Below are 18,636 nucleotides of genomic sequence, written 5' to 3'. Positions count from 1 at the left end.
ATCTCAAGCGGACCTCACCGTCCAGCCGGACGGCCGGCCAGATCGAGCGTGGCTGCTTTGAGTCGCAGCACGGCACTGGCTTCGGCGGCCGCGCCCGCATCGTGCGCCAGGCTGAACTTGACCTGTCCGGCGGCGATGCGCCAGGTCTTGCTCTTGCCGTCAAACATGCCCAACAAGCGCGGATCGACCTGTATGCTCACCGTGCGGCTCTCTCCTGCCTGTAGCGCCACCTTGTCCCAACCGGCCAGGCGCTTCGGCGCCTCCCAGCGCGTTCCCAACGGCGCCACGTACACCTGCGGCACATCCTTGCCGGCCAGCTTGCCGACATTGGTGACTTTGAACCGCAGTGTCAATTGCCCCCGCGTCTGCTCCGCCACCAGATCGGAATAGGCGAACCGGGTGTAGGACATGCCATGACCGAACGGGAACAGCGGCTTGAGCCCCTGCCGGTCGTACCACTTATAGCCGACGGCGGCCCCTTCGTGGTAATCGACGGCGAAGCGCTGGTCGAACCGGGTCGGATCGCCATCGAGCACCGGCCGTGGCAACTGCGCCTCCGATTGCGGGAAACTGACCGGCAAATGGCCGGACGGATTGACCTCGCCGAACAGCACGCGGGCGATGGCCTCGCCGCCGCTGCTGCCCGGATACCAGGCTTCCACCACGGCGGCCGTGCGCGCCAGCCACGGCATCGCCACCGGGCCGCCGGTCTCCAGCACCACCACCGTGCGCGGGTTGGCCTCGGCCACGGCGGCGATCAGCGCATCCTGCCGGTCCGGCAGCGACAGGCTGCGCGCATCGTTCGCCTCGCCGATCCACTGCTGGGCAAAGACCACCACCGCGTCGGCCGTTGCGGCCAGCTGCGCCGCCCTGGCCGGGTCGTCGCCGGCGTCGAACTGCACCCGCGCGTTCGGCGCGCGCGCCTTGATCGCCTGCAACGGCGACGAAGGGAAGTAGACCACCGGTCCCGGCCAAGTGGCGGGCAACAAGCCTTTGACGGCATTGCCGCCCACGGGATACACCTGGGACGAGCCGCCACCGGACGGCACGCCGACGTCGGCATACGCGCCGATCACGACGATCGTCTTGACGTCCTTGGCCAGCGGCAGCACATCGCCGGCATTTTTCAGCAGGACCAGGCTATCCTCCGCCGTTTCGCGGCTGCGCACCGCGTTGGCCGCCACGTCGATGGCGCCGCCGGCGGCCACCGGGTGGTCTACCACGCCCTTGTCGAACATCGTTCGCACGATGCGCCGCGCCATGTCGTCCAGGCGCGCCTGCGGCACCCGGCCGGTACGCACGGCGTCCTCCAGCGCCCCGGCGAAATACGGGGACTTGTCGAACTCGAAACCGGACTGCTGGTCGAGGCCGTTGTTGGCGGCGGCCACGGTGCTGTGCACGGCGCCCCAGTCGGACATGACGTAGCCCGGGAAGCCCCAATCCTTCTTCAGCACCTCGTTGAGCAGGTACGCGTTTTCGCAGGCATAGTCGCCGTTGACGCGGTTGTACGCGCACATCACCGCGCCGGGCTTGGCCTGTTCTATGACCAACTGCATCGCCAGCAGGTCCGACATGCGGGCGCTGACGTTGTCGATACGCGCGTCCAGCTCGCCACGGCCGGTTTCCTGGCTGTTCATGGCGAAGTGCTTCATGGTGGAAATGAGGTGGTTCGATTCGATGCCTTTGATCTGCTGGGCCACCATGGTGCCGGCCAGCAGCGGATCCTCGCCGCCGTATTCGAAGTTGCGCCCATTGCGCGGCTCGCGCACCAGGTTGACGCCGCCGGCCAGCATCACGTTGAAGCCCGAGGCGCGCGCCTCGCCGCCGATCATGACGCCGCCGGCGTACGCCAGTTGACGGTCCCATGTCGCCGCGATGGCCAGGTTGGACGGCAAGGCCGTGCGCTCGCGCGGCGTGGCCGACGGCTGGCTGGCCACGCCGATGCCGGCGTCGGTCTCGAACAGGGCGGGCAGGCCCAGGCGGGGCACGCCGGCGATGTAGCCGGCCGAGAACGGCAGCGCCTCCGCATGCTTTTTGTGCTTGCCGAAATCATTGCCGAAGTAGCCGAACACCAGGGCGAGTTTTTCCTCCTGCTTCATTTCCTTGAGCACCAGCGCGGCGCGCTGGTCGGCGCCGAGTGCCGGGTTCATCCACGGCTGCGCATCGGCGGCGCCGGCGGGCAAGGCGTAGGCGGCCAGCACGGCGGCCAGCAGGACGATCATCGGTTTACGTGTCATTGCGAATTTCCTTTATTTGAAGGATGCGGGTTTTGCAGGACCGCGATCACGCGGTCCGCTCGATACAACAGGGTTGGCAAAGCTAGAAGGTGTAGCGCACTTGCGCCGTGTAGCGCGGTCCCGTGACAAACCAGGTGTGCTGCATGTCGCCGATATGTTGCTGAACCGTTTGCCGGAAAGTGACGTTGTTCAAGTTTTGCGCCTCGATGCCGACCGACAGCTTGTCGGTGAACTTGTAGAAGAACGAGGCGTCCAGCTGGCCATAGGACTCGGCCCACAACGGCAAGCCCCAGGCATTGTTGTCGGCGCCGAAGGTCGGGCTGGCGGGATTGCTGTCGAGACCGTTGGTGCCGCGGGCGCCCCAGGTGTTGACCGCCTGCAGGTTGCGCGAGCGCCAGTTATAGGCGAGGCGGGCGGACACCGGTCCCTTCTCGTACATCAGCGACAGGTTGGCGCTGCGGCGCGACAGCCCTTGCAGCGGCAGGTTGCCGAACACCCGGCCGTCGATATCGCAACCGTTCAGGTTCAAGTTCAGGTTGGCCGCGCCGTCGCCGCCGGAGCAGTATTCCGAATAGACCGGGTTGTAGAGCTTGCGCTTGCTGTCGACAAACGTGAAGCTGGCCTGCACGCCCAGCCCCGACATCCACGACGGCAGCATGTCGTAGTATTGCTGGTACGCCACTTCGAAGCCCCGCGCGTGGCCCTTGGCCCCGTTCACCGGCGAGGTGACCGTGAAGCGGTGCATCTGGCCGTTGACGTCGGCGCGCGGCACGCTGTCCTGCTGGTAGACGATGATGTCTTTCAGCTTCTTGTTGAACACGGCGAGGGTCAGCGAGCCGGCGTGGGCAAAGTACCATTCGGCCGTCAGGTCGAGCTGGGTGGACGTCGTCGGCTTGAGCATGGGGTTGCCCGAAGCGTTGCCGTTCAACGCGACGTTGTCGACGGTGATGACATTGGTCGCGGTGTCGCGCAGGAAGCTGATGTCGCGCGACAAGGTGGTGTAAGCCTGCAGTTGCGAGAAGTCCGGCGGCGACATGGCCTTGGCCAACGCCAGCCGGAACTGCAGCTTATCGCTGGCCTTCAACCGCAGGTTCAAGCTGGGCAGGATATTGCTGTACGAGTTCTTGAAATCCCCCTTGATGGTGAAGGGCGCGATGTCCGGTATCGTCTCGCCGACCAGGACGCCGCCGGGTGGAATGTCGAGTACGCCCGGATTGAACACCATGTAGCCGGCCGCGTTCGAGTTGGTCTTGACGTAGCGGATGCCGAGATTGCCGTCGATCGGGTACTTCAGGTTGTCGAAGCCGAAGCGCAGCTGGGTGTGGAACGCCTTGGTCTTTTCCTTGACGTTGTTCATTTCCGCCGGATCGTCGCCGAAGGTGGCGGCTTTCCACGGTTCGCAATTGCCCCAGCCCTGCGCGGCCGCTTGTTCCGCGCACAGGATGTCGTGGTAGCTGTGCAAGGTCGTATAACTGTTCGGATAGCCGCGTGCCAGGACGTCGTTCGGGAACACCGTGGTGGGCACGGACACCGAGCCGTTGAAGAAGTTGTTGAAGGAGTGGATCGACGTTTGATTGCTGAAACGCGGATCGCCCAGGTAGGCCAATCCGGAAGTGTTCCAGCCGACCATCCATGGCTGGGTGACGCCTTGCCAGTTGTAGCTCGGATTGGAGTTGTGGGTGTTCGACTGGCGGTCGGTCACGCGCACGCCGAAGCGGACGTCGCGCAGCACCGAATGGTCGAAGTCGTACTGGAGATCGGTTTTCCACACATTGTTGCTGGCGGTGGACTTGTCCAGGTGCTCCATCGTGTAGGCCCAATAGTAGTTGTTGGGATCGGCAAGGGCAGCGCGGTCGGCGGCGTCGAAGGTCAGCCGTGGCAGCTTGCCGGTCAGGTCCAGGCCCTCCTTGGGCATCTGCAAACCGGTCGCCACGTCGGAATCGAAGCCGCGCGTCCTGGCCCGCACGCGCTGGTAATCGGTGCGCAGGGTCCACTGCGGCGCCACGCGCCATTGCATGTCCCAGGCGATGTCGGTGGTCGCCGAATCGCGGTCGGCGACGCGGCGGTCCGGGTTCAGCGTGATGCCGCCGTGCTCGGGGTCCGATAGCGTGCCCGTCAGCAGAGCGCCGTTGGGGGCGTAGGTGCCGTTGGCGACCTTGACGGTGTACGGCGAGGTGTTCGCCATCAGCAGCGCCTGCTCCGACCAGGTCATGAAATAGCTGGACTTGAAGTAGGTCAGCGAGGTGGTCAGGTCGCGGTTCGGGCGCCATTGCGCAGCCGCGTATCTGCCCTGGCGGTCGCGTTCGAATTCCATGCTGCGCCACGTCACGCCCTGCGGCACCCAGACGGTGCGGCCCTCGACCAGATTGTTGCGCGGGTAGTACGGATCGACCTGGAAATTGTCGGTGCGGGTGTCGCTGCGCGACTTGGCGAAATCGACCAGCAAGCCGACCTCACCGAAGGGCGTGTTCCAGCGGTCCGACAACAGCAGCGAGGTCGACGGCGTCGCCTTGCCCTTTTTCAAGGTCGAATAGGAGGTTTGCGCCGACATGGCGCCTTTGAATCCCTTGTAGTCGAACGGCATGGCGGTGCGCAAATTGACCAAGCCGCTGATCGCGCCCTCGATCTGCTCGGCGGAAGGATTCTTGTAGACGTCCACCCCGGCCATCAACTCGGGGGGAACGTCCTCGAAGCTGAGCGCGCGGCCGCCGTTGGCGGAGAAGGAATCGCGCCCGTTGAGCTCGGAGCGCACGTAACCGAGGCCACGGATGGCGACGCTCGAGCCCTCGACCGAATAGTGTTGCGGGTCGTTCGGCATGCTGCGGTCGATGGTGACGCCGACGATGCGTTGGAGCACTTCCGTCACGGAGCGGTCCGGCAGCTTGCCGATATCGTCGGCGACGATCGAATCGACGACCTCGTCGGCGTTCTGCTTGAGCTTTTGCGCCGACTGCAATGCCGCGCGCTGGCCGCTGACGACCACCACCGCGTTGTCGTCGATCTTCTTGACCGGCGCTTCGGCGCCGGACGCGCCCTGCTGGGCATAGGCGGCTCCGCTCAGCAGCAAAGCCGAGCAGGCCGCCGCGATGGGGGTGGCCCGCAATGGCGGATCGCGCCGCCGGGAAATCGGGTAAGGGGTGCCGTTCGGCTTCTTCATTTTGTCTGTCTCCCACTGTCGTCAAAGTTTTTATAAACCCGCTTGGCGCCGCCCGAAGTGCCGCCATTCGCCCGTCGACAAATGTGTGGAAACGCTCCCACGGCTGGCGCAATTCTGGTACGATGTGATCGCCACGTCAACCGGAATTTAAAAAAACAACAATCGTTTGCATTCGACGTCTAGCGGCGAATTTGATCGATTTTGGGTAAAGATGGTGACAAAAAGTGGACGACTGGGATTTACACGCAATCGTTTGTATTGGCGCTGCCAATGCATCAACTTTGGATATGGAGACGAACAAAATGAGCCGGTTGAAACAGACAGTGCCAGCTATCCTGGTGTGCCTGCTGGTCGCGCGCGGGGCCTGCGCGGACGAGGCGCGCACCTACCCTTTTCAGAATCCGGCGCTGCCCGCCGCGCAACGCATCGACAATCTGCTCTCGCTGATGTCGAGCGACGAGAAAATCGATGCGCTATCACTCGACTCCGGCGTCAAGCGCCTTGGCGTGCCCAGTTTCGGCAATTCCGAGGGCATCCATGGCTTGGTCCAGCGCGGCTCGTCCGAACCCGCCGTGGCCGCCATCCAGACCACCCAATTCCCGCAGCCGCCGGGGATGGGCGCGACCTGGAATCCAAAGCTGGTGCGGCGCGCCGGCGAGATCCAGGGCACCGAGGGGCGCTACATCACACAAAGCGATCGTTACCTGCGGCCATCGCTGATGCAGTGGGGTCCCCAGGCCGACCTGGCCCGCGATCCGCGCTGGGGGCGCGGCGAGGAAGTCTATAGCGAGGATCCCTTCCTCGCCGGCACCATGGCGACGGCCTTCGTCATGGGCTTGCAAGGCGACGATCCGACGTATTGGCGCTCGGCCGCGTTGATGAAGCACTTCCTCGCCAACAGCAATGAGGAGGGCCGTGGCGGCTCCTCGTCCAATTTCGACGAACGCCTGTTCTGGGAGTACTATGCCGCGCCATTCCACATGGGCTTCGAGCAAGGCGGGGCGCGCGCGCTGATGGCCTCGTACAATGCCTGGAACGGCACGCCGATGGGCGTCCATCCCGTGCTCAACAGCCTGGTGATCGGCAAATGGGGCGCCTACGTGGTCTCCGGCGACGGCGGCGCCATCGCCAATCTGGCCAAGGTCTACAAACTGTATCCAACCCATAAAGAAGCGGTCGCCGCCGCGCTCAAGGCGGGGATCAACCAATACCTCGACACCTACAAGGACGAACTGCGGCAGGCGTTGCGGGAAAAACTGGTCACCGAACAGGATCTCGATGCCGCGCTGCGGCGGAAATTCCAGGTGACCTTGAAGCTCGGCCTGATCGACCCGCCCGAAAAAAACCCCTACGCCGCCATCAAGAACGGGCCGGAGCCGTGGTTGAGCGAACCGCATCGCGCCGGCTCGCTGCAAATGGCGCTCGAATCGATCGTGCTGTTGAAGAATGAAAAACAGAATGCGAAGCCGCTTTTGCCTCTGGACAAAGGCGCGATCCGCTCGATCGCGGTCATCGGCCCGCTCGCCGATAGCGTGCGCGGCGACTGGTACGGCGGCATCCCGCCCTACGCGGTGACCCCGCTCGAGGGCATCCGGCGCGCGGCGGGTCCGGGGGTGACGGTGAACTACGCGGCCGACAACCAGGACGGCGCGGCGGTGAAGGCGGCGCGCGCTTCGGATGTGGCGATCGTCATCGTCGGCAACGACCCGACCTGCGGTCCCAACATGGCCAACGAGTGGACCGAGGACGGCACCAAGCCATGCGCCGATCCCGGCGACGGCCGCGAGGGCCGCGACCGGGTGACGCTGGCGCTCGCGCAGGAGGGGCTGGTCAAACTGGTGCGCGCCGCCAACGCCAAAACGGTCATGGTGCTGGTGTCGAGTTTTCCATACACCATCGATTGGTCGCAGCGGCACGTGCCCGCCATCCTGCACATGGCACATGCGTCGCAGGACGAGGGCAGCGCTTTGAGCAGCGTCCTGTTCGGCGACTACAATCCGGGGGGCCATCTGGTGACCACCTGGCCCACGTCCGCCACCACGCTGCCGCCGATGATGGACTACGACATCCGCAACGGCCGCACCTACATGTACGCGCGCGAGCGGCCGCTGTATTCGTTCGGTCACGGGCTCAGCTACACCACGTTCAAATACTCGAACTTGCGCATTGATAGCAAGTACCTGCCGGCCGATGGCATGGTCAACGTTACGGCCGATGTGGCCAACACCGGCAAGCGGACGGGCGATACGGTGGTGCAGTTGTACGTCAAACATCCGGCGTCGAAAGTCGGCCGGCCAAAGCAGGCGTTGGCCGGTTTCGAGCGGGTGACGCTGGCGCCCGGGGAAAAGCGGACCGTCAGCATTGCACTCAAAGCGAGCCAGCTGGCGTACTGGGATGCCGCCTCCAAGACGATGAAGGTCGAACTTGCGCCGCTGGGCGTGATGCTGGGTGAATCCTCGTCCAGCATCCGGCTCGCAAAAACCATCGCGGTTCGACGGCCGTAGCGGCGCCGGGCGCGCCCCGGCCGCCTTTGCGAGCCTTTGCGAGCCTTTGCGAGCCTTTGCGAGCCTTTGCTCGCCTTTGCTCGCCTTTGCTTTTGGTTGCCACTCTAGTATGCTCTTGCTTTTCAATGGAGGCGACCGCGGTGGCATCGACCATGGAGGATGTGGCCCGCCTTGCGGGCGTGGGCCGGGGAACGGTTTCGCGCGTGGTCAATGGCCAAGGCAATGTATCGCCCGAGACGGTCGCGCGCGTCGAGAAGGCGATCGCGTCGCTCGATTTCCGGCCGTCCCATGCCGGCCGCGCGCTGATGACCGGCTTCTCGCAACTCATCGGCGTCTATATTCCGGTTCCAAACGGCACCTTCTACACGCCGATTTTGCACACCATCAATACACAACTGCGTGGCGCGGGGCTGCAAATGATGGTCGCGTTCGGCCTCAATGGCGCCGACCCGCACCAGCAAGCCGTCGAGGGGCTCGAATTCCTCAGCGCGCGCGGTTGCGACGGGCTGCTGGCCATGACCAACCAGTTGCGCGACGAGGACATCACCGGCCTCGGTCTGATGCGCGCGCGCCTGGTGGTGCTCAACGACCACTTCCCCGCGATCTCCGAGCAATGCTTCACGGTCGATCACCGGCTCGGCGGGCGGCTCGCGGCCCGCGCCCTGCTCGATCTGCGGCATCGGCAATTCGCCATCATCGGCGGACCGGCCGGCTCGGCCGACAACCGCGACCGCATCGCCGGCTTCAAGGAAGAACTCGAGCGCGCGGGCGTGGCCACCGATACCTTGTGGATCGCCGAGACCGATTTCTCGTCCGAGGGCGGGTTCGACGCGGCGGCCGCGCTGCTGCGGTCGGCCTACCCGTTCACCGCCCTGTTTTGCGCCAACGATGAAACGGCCGTCGGCGCCCTGTCCTGCTTGCAGGAGGCCGGGATGTCCATTCCGCAGCAAGTGTCGGTGATGGGCTATGACGACACCGCAAGCGCGCCGTATCTGGCACCGCCGCTGACCTCGATTCACGTCCCGTGGCGCGAAGTGACCGCCAATGGCCTCAACCAATTATTTAACCTTTGCTACGGCGCCGGGCACCGCGTCCAACGCGACTTCGCGCTCAGCATCACGCACCGGGCATCGCTTGCCGTGGCGCCACCGCGCTGAAAGAGAAAAGACTAGTCCATGGCAACCATCAAGGATGTGGCCCGCCTGGCCGGCGTCGGCCTAGGCACCGCGTCGCGGGCCCTCAGTGGCAAGGGGTCGGTCGCCGCCGCCACGCTGGACAAGGTCCTGAAGGCGGCCGCCGAACTCGACTTCCGGCCCTCGCACGCCGCGCGCACCCTGCACTCGGGCAACTCGCAAATGATCGGTGTGTATATTCCCTCGCTGAACGGCACCTTTCACACGCCGATCTTGCAAGCCATCTACTCCGAGCTGCGCGCCGAGGGCTTGAACATGGTGGTGTCCTTCGGCGTGGGCGACGCCGACTCGCGCCAACAGGCGATCGAGGGCGTCGATTTCCTGCTGGCACGGGGATGCGACGGGCTGCTCCTCATGAGCAATGCGCTGCATGATTCGGATATCGTGGCGCTCGGCCCCGACAAGTCGCGCCTGGCGGTGATCAACCATGAGTACGCCAGCATTCCCGGGCAATGCTTCCCTGTCGATCACGTGCTCGGCGGGCGCCTCGCGGCGCGCAACCTGCTGGACCTCGGACACCGCCGGATCGCCGTCATCGCCGGCCCGGCGGGCGTGCCGGACAATGCCCAGCGCCTGGCCGGCTTCCTGTCCGAACTGGACGCGGCTGGCATCGACACGGCGCAACTGTGGATGACCGCGAGCGATTTCACGTCGGCGGGCGGGTCGGAGGCGGCCCGGCAGTTGCTGGAATCGGATGACGATTTCACCGCGCTGTTTTGCGCGAACGATGAAATGGCCATCGGCGCCCTGTCCTGCTTCCAGCAGCTTGGCGTGGCAGTGCCCGGACAGGTGTCGGTACTCGGTTACGACGACACCAACAGCACCAGGTTCACGGTGCCGCGCCTCAGTTCGGTACATATCCCGTGGGCCGACCTGGCCGAAAACGGCCTCAACTATTTGCTCAACGGCTGCTACGGCCTGGGGCGCCCGGTGAGGCGTGATTTCCCGCTCAGCGTGACCTTGCGCGCCTCGTTGTCGAAAGCCCCCGGCGCAGCCCGACCGCGCCCGGCTGTCCCCTAAGTGAGCCTGTCCATCCGCCATGCGGCCGGGGTAACGCCCATCATCTTGCGGAAGGTCCGGCCGAAGTGCACCGCATCGGCGAAGCCGGTGGCTTCGGCGACGTCCTCCAGGCCGCCATTGGTATTCAACAGCAGATCCTTGGCCCGCTCGACACGGGCCTGTAACTGCCACTGATACGGCGCCACCCCGGTCGAGGCCTTGAAGGCGCGGCAGTAGTGCGATTGCGATAAACCAGCCAATTCCGCGAGTGCCGCGAGCTCCACCCGCGCCGGCAACTTCGCCTCGAGAAAGTTCATCGCATCCTTCAGCTGAATCGCGGAGAGCCCAGCCCTGCCGCCTTTTGCCTCCTTGGGGCGTTCGAAAAGCAGGGATGCGATCGCCGCAGTGAGCGAATCGCCATACAGTTGCGCGGTGGGGTCGGAACAGTGGATCGCCTCGGCAAGCAAGCGGATCAGCGTCCACAACCGGTCATCCGAGAAGCGTAGCCTCGGAACGTCAATCATTCCCAGCGATCCAGACATGCCCAGACGCTCCTGCAGCATGCGCGCGTCGAAGCTGATCGTCGCACACTTGAGGTAGCTGGGCTCCGCCGCATGTCCCCACAACTCCATCTGCGCCGGCACGAACCACATGGGTCGCGGCTTGTAGGCGTGGGGATTGGGTATGTGGGGCGCCGAGCGGGGTTCGGCGTGGTCCCGGCCGACCTCTTCGAGCTGGGCGCCGAGCCGGGTCGACCTTTCGTTGCGCTCCAGTCGCACCAGGACGCTGCCCGTGCAGGTGTATTCCACCAGATCGACGTTCACGCCATTCCAGCCACGGCTGGAGGTCGTCAGCGTGGCCACGTTCTCGGGAAGTTGGATTGCTTTTGACATAAAAATCGGATGTACCCGAGCTCTTCTTTTCAATGTGACAAGGGATCGTATCACCGCGAAAATCGCTTCGGTAGTTGCACAGTCCGACTAACTGTGTGACGCTAACAGGAACGCGCTGCGGCGCGCGGCATCTTTCTGGAAAAGCGAGTGTGGCGAAACAGGAGCGTTGTATTGGACATCGAAGAATTACGGACCTTTGTGGAAGTGGCCGATGCCGGCGGAATCTCGGCCGCCGCGCTCAGGCTCGGCGTCGCCAAGTCGATTGTCAGTCGCCGGCTCGCCAGGCTGGAAGCGGACTTGGGCGTCCAGCTGCTTTCCCGCACCACGCGCGGCGCGGCACTGACGGAAGCGGGCGCCACGTTCCGCGACCATGCGGCCCGGGCCTGCGCCGAGGTCGACCTGGCAAGGGAAACGATCACCCCCGCCGGCGAGCTGCGCGGCCGCTTGCGCATTGCCGCCCCGCTGACGTTCGGCCCGACGCACTTCGCCCCACTGCTCGCGGAGATGGCACGACGCCATCCGCGGCTGCAAATCCACACCTGCTATAGCGACCATGTCGTCAACCTGGTCGCGGAAGGCTACGACTGCGCGATACGCGTCGGCTATCTCCAGGACTCCAATCTTGTCGCACGCTGCGTCGGACCGGTTCACGCAACCACCGTGGCGAGTCCGGAATATATCAAGGCGCACGGGGCACCCACGACGCCGGAAGAACTGCTCGCCCACCAGGCGCTGATGCAGGGTACGGAAACGTGGCATTTCCTGGACGGCGAGAAAACCATATCGGTACGCCCGCAAGGACGCTTCAAGGCCGATAACGGCGCGGCGCTGGTGGCCGCCGCGGTCGCCGGCCTCGGCGTCGGCCATCTCCCCGACATGATCATTCGAGAACATTTGAGCTCCGGTGCGCTCGTCCCTGTCATGACGCGTTATCCGGTGCTGCCGGCGGCGGCATACGTCGTCCGGCCACCCGGCCAGCATCCGGCAAGAAAGGTACGCATGCTGGCCGAGCTGCTGATCGAGTATTTCGAAACGATGCCTTCCGTCGCAAGACGCCCATAGCGCTAAACCCGTCGCTTGATCCCATGAGCGAATCGTACTGCCGACAGCAAGATTGATCAGTGACTGCGCCGGGCCCAACCAGTAGCATCCTCCCCATTCCACGCACGCCGCCGCCGAGTCCCCGACCGGGACCGGTGCCGCGTGGTGTTTAACTCCATCAAAAAAGGGGAATGGCATTGAAGTCAATACTACTGATCGGACTCATGGTGCTGAATGGCCTGGGCAACGCCCATGCGCAAGCCAGGCAAGAGACGCCGGGCGCGGACCTGATCGTGCACAACGCCAAGGTCTTCACCGGGAATAGCGCGCAACCGGCGGCGTCCGCCGTCGCCGTCAAAAACGGCCGCATCTACTTGGTCGGCACGGATGCCGAAGTGCTGGCGCTGAAGAACGCCAACACCCGGGTCATCGATTCCCGGGGCCGGCGACTGATTCCGGGCATCATCGACGCGCACACGCACGTGCTCAACGAGGGCGGCTACAACTACACCTTGCGATGGGAGGGCGTGCCAACGCTGCGCCGGGCCTTGGCGATGCTCGGCGAGCAAGCCAAGCGGACACCGCAAGGCCACTGGGTGAAGGTGATCGGCGGCTGGTCCCCCTACCAGTTCGAAGAGAAGCGCTTCCCCACCATGGAGGAACTGCGCCGGGCCGTCCCCGATCGCCCGTTGATCGTCCAGTACGCCTACAACCGCGCCTTCATGAACCAGCTGGCGATGGACGCCCTCGGCGTGGGCACCGACAAGTTCCCCATGCTGCCAGGCACCGAGCTGGAGAAGGACAAGCAGGGTAAGTACACCGGCGTGGTCCATGGCTACACGTTCACATTCATCGCCCTGGAAACCATGGTCCCCCAGCTCTCCTTCGATGAGGAGGTGAGCTCGCTGGTCCACACGATCCACAGCCTCAACCGGTTCGGGATCACCTCCGTCGTCGATGCGGGCACCGGTTTCCGTGGTTATCCGAAGGCCCAGCGCACCGTGGACGTCGTCGCCCGCGACAACCGCCTCAACATCCGCATGCCCTTCGTCGACATCCAGTTCAGCGATGCCGCCGGCTTCAACATGGTGGACGCGCAGCTCAAGGCGATCACGAACACGGCGCCGATCAGTCCCGGGGACAACCTGCACCCGCAACTGGCGCATGGTCACGTCTACCGGGGCGCCGGCGAGTTGCTGTCGGCGGAGGTGCACGATCACGAAAACTTCGACCGCCCGGCCATCATCATCGAACCCGCCAAGATGCGGGAACTGGTGGAGCGGGACATCTCCAAGCTGGTCCAGCGGCGCATTCCCTTCCGTGAGCACATCAGCTACGACGAGAACATCACGCCTTTCCTCGATGCGCTCGAGCAGCTGAACCAGAGGACGCCGCTCGACGGCCTGCGCTGGAGCCTCGAACACGCCGAGACCATCAGTCCCGCGAACATCGCCAGGGTCAAGGCGCTGGGCGGCGGCATCGCCCTGGACACCAAGATGGCGCTGCATGGCGACGGCTTCATCAAGACCTACGGCCGCGACAAGGCGTTGCAGACCCCGCGCCTGCGCCAGCTCGTCGACAGCGGCATCCCGCTGGCGATGACCACCGACGCCTTCCGGGCCGCCTCGTTCAATGCGTGGGTCGGCATCAGCTGGATGGTGTCGGGCAAATCGGTTTCCGGCGCCGAAGTGCTGGCCAAGGACAACCGCCTGTCCCGCGCCGAAGCGCTGGGACTGTTCACCCGCAAGGCGGCATGGTTCTTGAACGCCGAATCCGAGATGGGCATGATCGCCCCCGGCCACCTGGCCGACTTCGTGCTGCTGGACCAGGACTACTTCGAGGTTGAAGAGTCCCGGATCAAGTCCATCGCCTCGGTCCTGACCGTCATGGATGGCCGGGTCGTGTACGGCGCGCAGGACTACCAATCGCTGGCGCCGGTATTGCCGGAGATCCTGCCCGCCTGGTCGCCGATCAAACACTTCGGCGGCTATTACCAAGCGCGGTGAGCAGCAATCCCAAAGTGTCGACCCAGCGGGTAGCGGGCATACGCGCGGCCTGGCTGTCCATCCCCTTGCTGCTGGCGACCGATGCCGCGCCGGCACAGTTCCTGCCATTGCGCTTCGACGACGACTTCGGCGCCCAACGCCAGCAATGCATCGGCATCGGCATCGGCAACGGCAACGGCAACGGCGACGCATGCTGGAAGGATCGCCCGGTCGCGGACCGGGTGCGCCTCAGTATCGGCGGCGACCTGCGCTTGCGCTACGAGCACGCCGGCAATCCTCGCTACGGACTGGAACGCCAGGACCGATGGGGGGTATTGATGCAGCGCGGCTCCGTCTTTGCGGACCTGCGCCTGGGCGAGCACTGGCGCGGCTTCGCCCAGTTGGCCAGCTCGTTCGCCAACGGCCGCGCGGCAGGCCCATCCCCGGTGGACGAGAACCGGCTCGATCCCACCAACCTGTTTGTCGAATGGCAATCGGCGCGGGCTGGCGAAGGCGGCATGGGCGTGCGTATCGGTATCCAAGAGCTACAGTTCGGATCGGGGCGCAGCATCGACGCGCGCGAGGGGCCGAACGTGCGGCGCAGCTTCGAAGCGGTCCGCGTCTATGCCACCAGCGGCCCCTGGCGTGTCGACGCCTTCGCGGCGGCGCCCCGGCAGAACCGTCCGGGCGGTTTCGACGACGCCCGTTCGCGCACCCAGGCGCTGCATGGCGTCTACGCGACACGCACCGGAGGCGTGACCTCATGGGACGCCTATGCGCTGTATTACGACGACGCCGTTGCCCGCTACACTCAGGGCGGGGCGCACGAACGCCGCTGGTCGCTCGGCACCCGCCTGTTCGGCAGCCGCACAGCCTGGGACTGGAACTGGGAAGTCGCCGCGCAGGGAGGAAGTTTCGGCGACGCTCGGATCCGCGCCTGGTCGCTGGCCACGGATACCGGCTACACGTTCGATGGCATGGCCGGCCAACCGAGGGCGGCGCTGCTGCTCGCCATCGCCAGCGGCGACAAGGACCCCGGCGACCACCGCCTCGGCACCCTCAACCCGATCTACCCGCGCGGTAATTATTTCGGCGACGAAGCGACGCTCGGGCCGCGCAACTTCGCCAACATCCACCCGGCGCTGACCATGCGGCTCGCGCCCCGGGTCCAGCTGAACGCCAGCCTCGATTTTTTCTGGCGTTACAGCCTGCGCGACGGCGTCTACGCGCCCAACGGCACGTTGATGCGGGCCGCCGGTAACAGCCGTGCCCGCTACGTCGCAACCATCGCATCGCTCGGCGCCACCTGGACGCCGGCCCCGGGCTGGTCGTCGACCGCTGTGGTCGCCTACGCGCAGCCCGGCGCGTTCCTGCGCCAGACCGGCGCCGACGATGCGCTGAGCTTCATCAGCATCAGCGCGCAGTACCGGTTCTGAACAAGTCCGGGGCCGCGCTCGATACAATGTTAAGGAAAAAAACGGATGAGTGACGTCGATGCACAGCAAGAAAACCAACTCAATGTCTTGATTGCCCATGGCGACGCGATTGTCAGCGCCGGCCTGGCCGCGTTGCTCGGGGCGCAGACCGACTTGCACATCACCATCGCCACGAATGACGCCGCAGCCATCCATGCGGACACCGACGTCATCATCCTCGATCACCAGGGCGCGATGGAACACATGCGCCACCGGGCCGGCGCGTACCCTGGGGACAGGCGTTCCCGCGTGCTGATTGTCACCCAGCTGGATCGCGAATGGGATGTGTACACGGCCATGATGGCGGGCGTGCACGGCTACCTGCTGCAGAACGCCGGCGTCGAACAACTGCTGAGGGCAGTGCGTACACTGGGCCGTGGCATGCACTATCTCAGCGCCGACTTGAGTCACTGCATGGTCGACAGCTCCAGCCGCATTGGCCTCACCGGCCGCGAGACGGACGTGCTGCAGTTGCTGGCACAAGGCCTGTGCAACAAGTCGATCGCGCGGGAGCTGGGCATCGGCGCCGGCACGGTGAAGACGCACGTCAAGGGCCTCTGCGACAAGCTGGGCGCGACGGCACGCACCCACGCCGTGGTGCTGGCCATGCGACGCGGCTTGGTGGCGAAATAGGTCCGACGGCTACATCGCCGCCGCCCCGTTCTTATCCAGCACAACTTGTATCAAACGGTCGCCGTAGCGCACCCGCACCTTGTCGTGCGGCTTGCCGCGCAGGCGCAGGCGCTTCATCTTGCCGCCGGCCCAGTCCAGGTCCAGCTCGACGCCGCCCTTGGCGCGCACGCCGCGCAGCGCGCCTTCCGGCCACGCCTTGGGCAACGCGGCCAGGATGTGGATCTCGCCGCCCCAGGATTGCACCAGCATGTCCAGGATCGCCGCCGCGCCGCCGAAGTTGCCGTCGATCTGGAACGGCGGATGCGAATCGAACATGTTCGGATAGGTGCGTTCCGGCCCCAGCAGCCCTTGCAGGATCGAGTAGGCGCGCTCACCCTCGCCCATGCGCGTCCACAGCGCCAGCCGCCACGCCGTGGCCCAGCCGGTCGATTTGTCGCCCCGCGTGTTGAGCGTCACCTTCGCCGCCGCGATCAGTTCCGGCGTGTCGCGCACGTTGATTTGCTCGCTCGGATACACCCCGTACAAATGCGAGACATGGCGGTGCTGCTGCTCCGGCGCGCCGGCGTCCCAATCCTCCAGCCATTCCTGCAACTGCCCCTGCGCGCCGACGCGGTCGGCCGGCAAGCGGGCACGCATGCTCTCAAGGGTGGCGGCGAAGGCGCCGTCGCCATCCTTGAGCAGCGCGTGGGCCTTGAGCGTCCAGCCAAACAGATCGCGCACGATCTGGCGGTCCATGGCCGGGCCGGCGCAGGTGGCCACGCCTTTATGATGCTCGTTTTCGGGCGAGATCGACGGCGACGTGACCAGCCCCCTGCCCTGCGGATCCTCGACCAGCGTATCGACGAAGAACAAAGCCGCGCCTTTCAGCAGCGGATAGATGCGGCGCAGCCAGGCCTGGTCCGGATTGTATTCGTAGTGCTCCCACAACGCCTGGCACAGCCAGGCGCCGCCGCACGGCCACATACCCCATTTCGGGCCGTCGATGGGCGCGGCGGCGCGCCATAGATCGGTGTTGTGGTGCGCCATCCAACCGCGCGCGCCGTAGCCCTTGCGCGCGGTGACGGCGCCGGTGACCGACAGATCCTCCACCATGCGCACCAGCGGCTCGACGCACTCGCCCAGGTTGGCCGATTCGGCCGGCCAGTAATTCATCTGGGTGTTGATGTTGATGGTGTACTTGGAACCCCACGGCGGATTGGTGCCCTCGTTCCACAGGCCCTGCAGGTTGGCCGGCTGGCTACCGGGGCGCGACGACGACATCAGCAGATAACGGCCGTACTGCACGTACAGCGCCGCCAGTGCGGCGTCCGGGCGCGCTTCGACAGCGGCGATGCGTTCGTTGGTCGGCGTCGCGGCGGCGGCCTCGGAACCCGCGCTGGAACCGATGCGCAGCGACAGCCGGCGGAACAGCTTCCGGTGCGCGGCCAGGTGCGCGGCGCGCAAGCGCGTGTACGGCTTGGCGGCGGCGGCCTCGGTCTGCGCGCGCACGGTCTTGAGCGGATCGCCGCCGACGTCGGCGTAGTTGATATGGCTGGTGGCCGCCGCCACGATCAACGTTACCGTACTTGCGCCGCGCACCTCGATGCGGTCGCCGCGCGCGGTGATCGTGCCGTCGCCGACGGCCTTCACGCGCACCGCGTAGCGCAGCGCCGCCGCAATGCCGGACGATTCGATATTACGCCCTTCGACCAGCAGCGCGTCGCCACCGTCGGCGCGCACCGACAATGTGGACGGGCGCTCGCCGGCGCGCTGTGGTTCGCGATAGTCCCACGCCACGCCTATCGGCGCCGCCGTCTCTTTCTGGCGGCCGTCGTAATCGGTGTCGCCGTACTTGGCGGCGGCCGGATGACGATAACCGAGGTCGAAATCGAGCGTGCCGCCCTGGGCGGTCAGGCGTATCACCAGCACCTGGTCGGGCGCGCTGGCGAATATTTCGCGCAGATGCCGCGCCTTGCCGTCCGTGAAACGGGTGGTGGCGATGGCGCTGTCCAGTTCGAGCGAGCGCCGGTAGTCGCCGGCGCCCGCGATGCCCGCGAAGTCGAGCAGCAGGTTGCCGGCCGCGCCATAGGGCATCTGTTGCATCGGCCTGGCCATCATCGACGAGGAGATCAAATCCGCCGCCTCGGCGAACTTGCCTTCGTCGATCAGCTTGCGGACCGCCGGCAGCGCCTCCAGCGAACGCGGATTGTTCGGGTCATACGGCCCGCCGGCGAACAACGTGTCCTCGTTCAGCTGGATGCGCTCCTGGGCGACCCGTCCGAAGCACATCGCCCCCAGGCGGCCATTGCCGACAGGGAGCGCTTCGACCCAGGCGCCGGCCGGGCGCTGGTACCACAACCCGAGATTTTCCCGCCCCCCGCCCGCCGTGGTGGCGACCACCGTGGCGCCGGCCAGTCCGGGAAACGCCATCGCCAATCCGGCCGATACCAGCAACTGCCGACGGCCTTCCGAAATTCCTTTGTCCACGCCGTTTGTCTTCTTCTTGTTCAAGTCATCCTCCAGATTGATCTGATTTCCAA

The 18,636-nt window shown here is 65.5% G+C and carries 11 protein-coding genes; 7 read left to right on the top strand and 4 right to left on the bottom strand.

Annotation, left to right across the window (positions count from 1 at the left end; genetic code table 11):
• Window positions 1-14 precede the first annotated feature (14 nt).
• Window positions 15-2,237 carry a glycoside hydrolase family 3 C-terminal domain-containing protein gene (locus AC07P1_RS27670; protein ID WP_494698857.1) on the bottom strand — a complete coding sequence of 741 codons (2,223 nt, stop codon included), beginning with the start codon at window positions 2,235-2,237 and terminating at the stop codon, window positions 15-17.
• An 82-nt stretch (window positions 2,238-2,319) separates the two neighbouring features.
• On the bottom strand, window positions 2,320-5,394 hold the full coding sequence (locus tag AC07P1_RS27665; RefSeq protein WP_494698856.1) for a TonB-dependent receptor: 3,075 nt from the start codon (window positions 5,392-5,394) through the stop codon (window positions 2,320-2,322).
• A gap of 302 nt (window positions 5,395-5,696) precedes the next feature.
• On the opposite strand from AC07P1_RS27665, the gene AC07P1_RS27660 reads away from it, so the two are divergent.
• The 3 genes from AC07P1_RS27660 to AC07P1_RS27650 all read left to right on the top strand — a co-directional run bounded on the left by AC07P1_RS27660 (window position 5,697) and on the right by AC07P1_RS27650 (window position 10,111).
• Complete coding sequence (locus AC07P1_RS27660; RefSeq protein WP_494698855.1) at window positions 5,697-7,898, top strand: glycoside hydrolase family 3 C-terminal domain-containing protein; 2,202 nt, start codon at window positions 5,697-5,699, stop codon at window positions 7,896-7,898.
• Window positions 7,899-8,038: 140 nt separating this feature from the next.
• Entirely contained in the window at window positions 8,039-9,055 is a 1,017-nt protein-coding gene (locus AC07P1_RS27655; RefSeq protein ID WP_494698854.1) for a LacI family DNA-binding transcriptional regulator, read from the top strand.
• An 18-nt stretch (window positions 9,056-9,073) separates the two neighbouring features.
• The gene (locus tag AC07P1_RS27650; protein ID WP_494698853.1) at window positions 9,074-10,111 is read left to right on the top strand and encodes a LacI family DNA-binding transcriptional regulator; all 1,038 of its coding nucleotides are present in this window, start codon (window positions 9,074-9,076) and stop codon (window positions 10,109-10,111) included.
• Here the strand turns inward: AC07P1_RS27650 and AC07P1_RS27645 are convergent.
• The gene (locus AC07P1_RS27645; RefSeq protein ID WP_494698852.1) at window positions 10,108-10,983 is read right to left on the bottom strand and encodes a helix-turn-helix transcriptional regulator; all 876 of its coding nucleotides are present in this window, start codon (window positions 10,981-10,983) and stop codon (window positions 10,108-10,110) included. The genes AC07P1_RS27650 and AC07P1_RS27645 overlap by 4 nt on opposite strands.
• Before the next feature lie 171 nt (window positions 10,984-11,154).
• Here AC07P1_RS27645 and AC07P1_RS27640 point away from each other — a divergent pair, with 171 nt between their 5' ends.
• The 4 genes from AC07P1_RS27640 (at window position 11,155) to AC07P1_RS27625 (ending at window position 16,117) form a co-directional block, all read left to right on the top strand.
• Window positions 11,155-12,045: a LysR family transcriptional regulator gene (locus AC07P1_RS27640; protein ID WP_494698851.1), complete on the top strand. Its 891-nt coding sequence runs from the start codon at window positions 11,155-11,157 to the stop codon at window positions 12,043-12,045.
• A gap of 176 nt (window positions 12,046-12,221) precedes the next feature.
• Window positions 12,222-14,030, top strand: coding sequence for an amidohydrolase (locus AC07P1_RS27635; protein ID WP_494698850.1), 1,809 nt, complete (start codon window positions 12,222-12,224; stop codon window positions 14,028-14,030).
• Entirely contained in the window at window positions 14,027-15,445 is a 1,419-nt protein-coding gene (locus AC07P1_RS27630) for an alginate export family protein (RefSeq protein WP_494698849.1), read from the top strand. Before AC07P1_RS27635 ends, AC07P1_RS27630 begins: the two co-directional genes overlap by 4 nt.
• A 45-nt stretch (window positions 15,446-15,490) precedes the next feature.
• The gene (locus tag AC07P1_RS27625) at window positions 15,491-16,117 is read left to right on the top strand and encodes a LuxR C-terminal-related transcriptional regulator (RefSeq protein ID WP_494698848.1); all 627 of its coding nucleotides are present in this window, start codon (window positions 15,491-15,493) and stop codon (window positions 16,115-16,117) included.
• A gap of 9 nt (window positions 16,118-16,126) precedes the next feature.
• On the opposite strand, the gene AC07P1_RS27620 is transcribed toward AC07P1_RS27625, so the two are convergent.
• Window positions 16,127-18,607, bottom strand: a complete 2,481-nt coding sequence (locus AC07P1_RS27620) for a glycoside hydrolase family 95 protein (protein WP_494698847.1) — start codon at window positions 18,605-18,607, stop codon at window positions 16,127-16,129.
• Between the last annotated feature and the right edge of the window lie 29 nt (window positions 18,608-18,636).

The sequence above is a fragment of the Duganella sp. GW821-FHT07F09 genome (genome assembly GCF_059418705.1).
Note: the sequence above shows the minus strand (reverse complement) of the source record. Positions and strands in the feature narration are given on the sequence as shown.

Coding starts and splice junctions, on each gene's coding strand:
- AC07P1_RS27670 (WP_494698857.1), bottom strand. CDS start 2,237: ATGACACGTAAACCGATGATCGTCCTGCTGGCCGCCGTGCTGGCCGCC.
- AC07P1_RS27665 (WP_494698856.1), bottom strand. CDS start 5,394: ATGAAGAAGCCGAACGGCACCCCTTACCCGATTTCCCGGCGGCGCGAT.
- AC07P1_RS27660 (WP_494698855.1), top strand. CDS start 5,697: ATGAGCCGGTTGAAACAGACAGTGCCAGCTATCCTGGTGTGCCTGCTG.
- AC07P1_RS27650 (WP_494698853.1), top strand. CDS start 9,074: ATGGCAACCATCAAGGATGTGGCCCGCCTGGCCGGCGTCGGCCTAGGC.
- AC07P1_RS27645 (WP_494698852.1), bottom strand. CDS start 10,983: ATGTCAAAAGCAATCCAACTTCCCGAGAACGTGGCCACGCTGACGACC.
- AC07P1_RS27625 (WP_494698848.1), top strand. CDS start 15,491: ATGAGTGACGTCGATGCACAGCAAGAAAACCAACTCAATGTCTTGATT.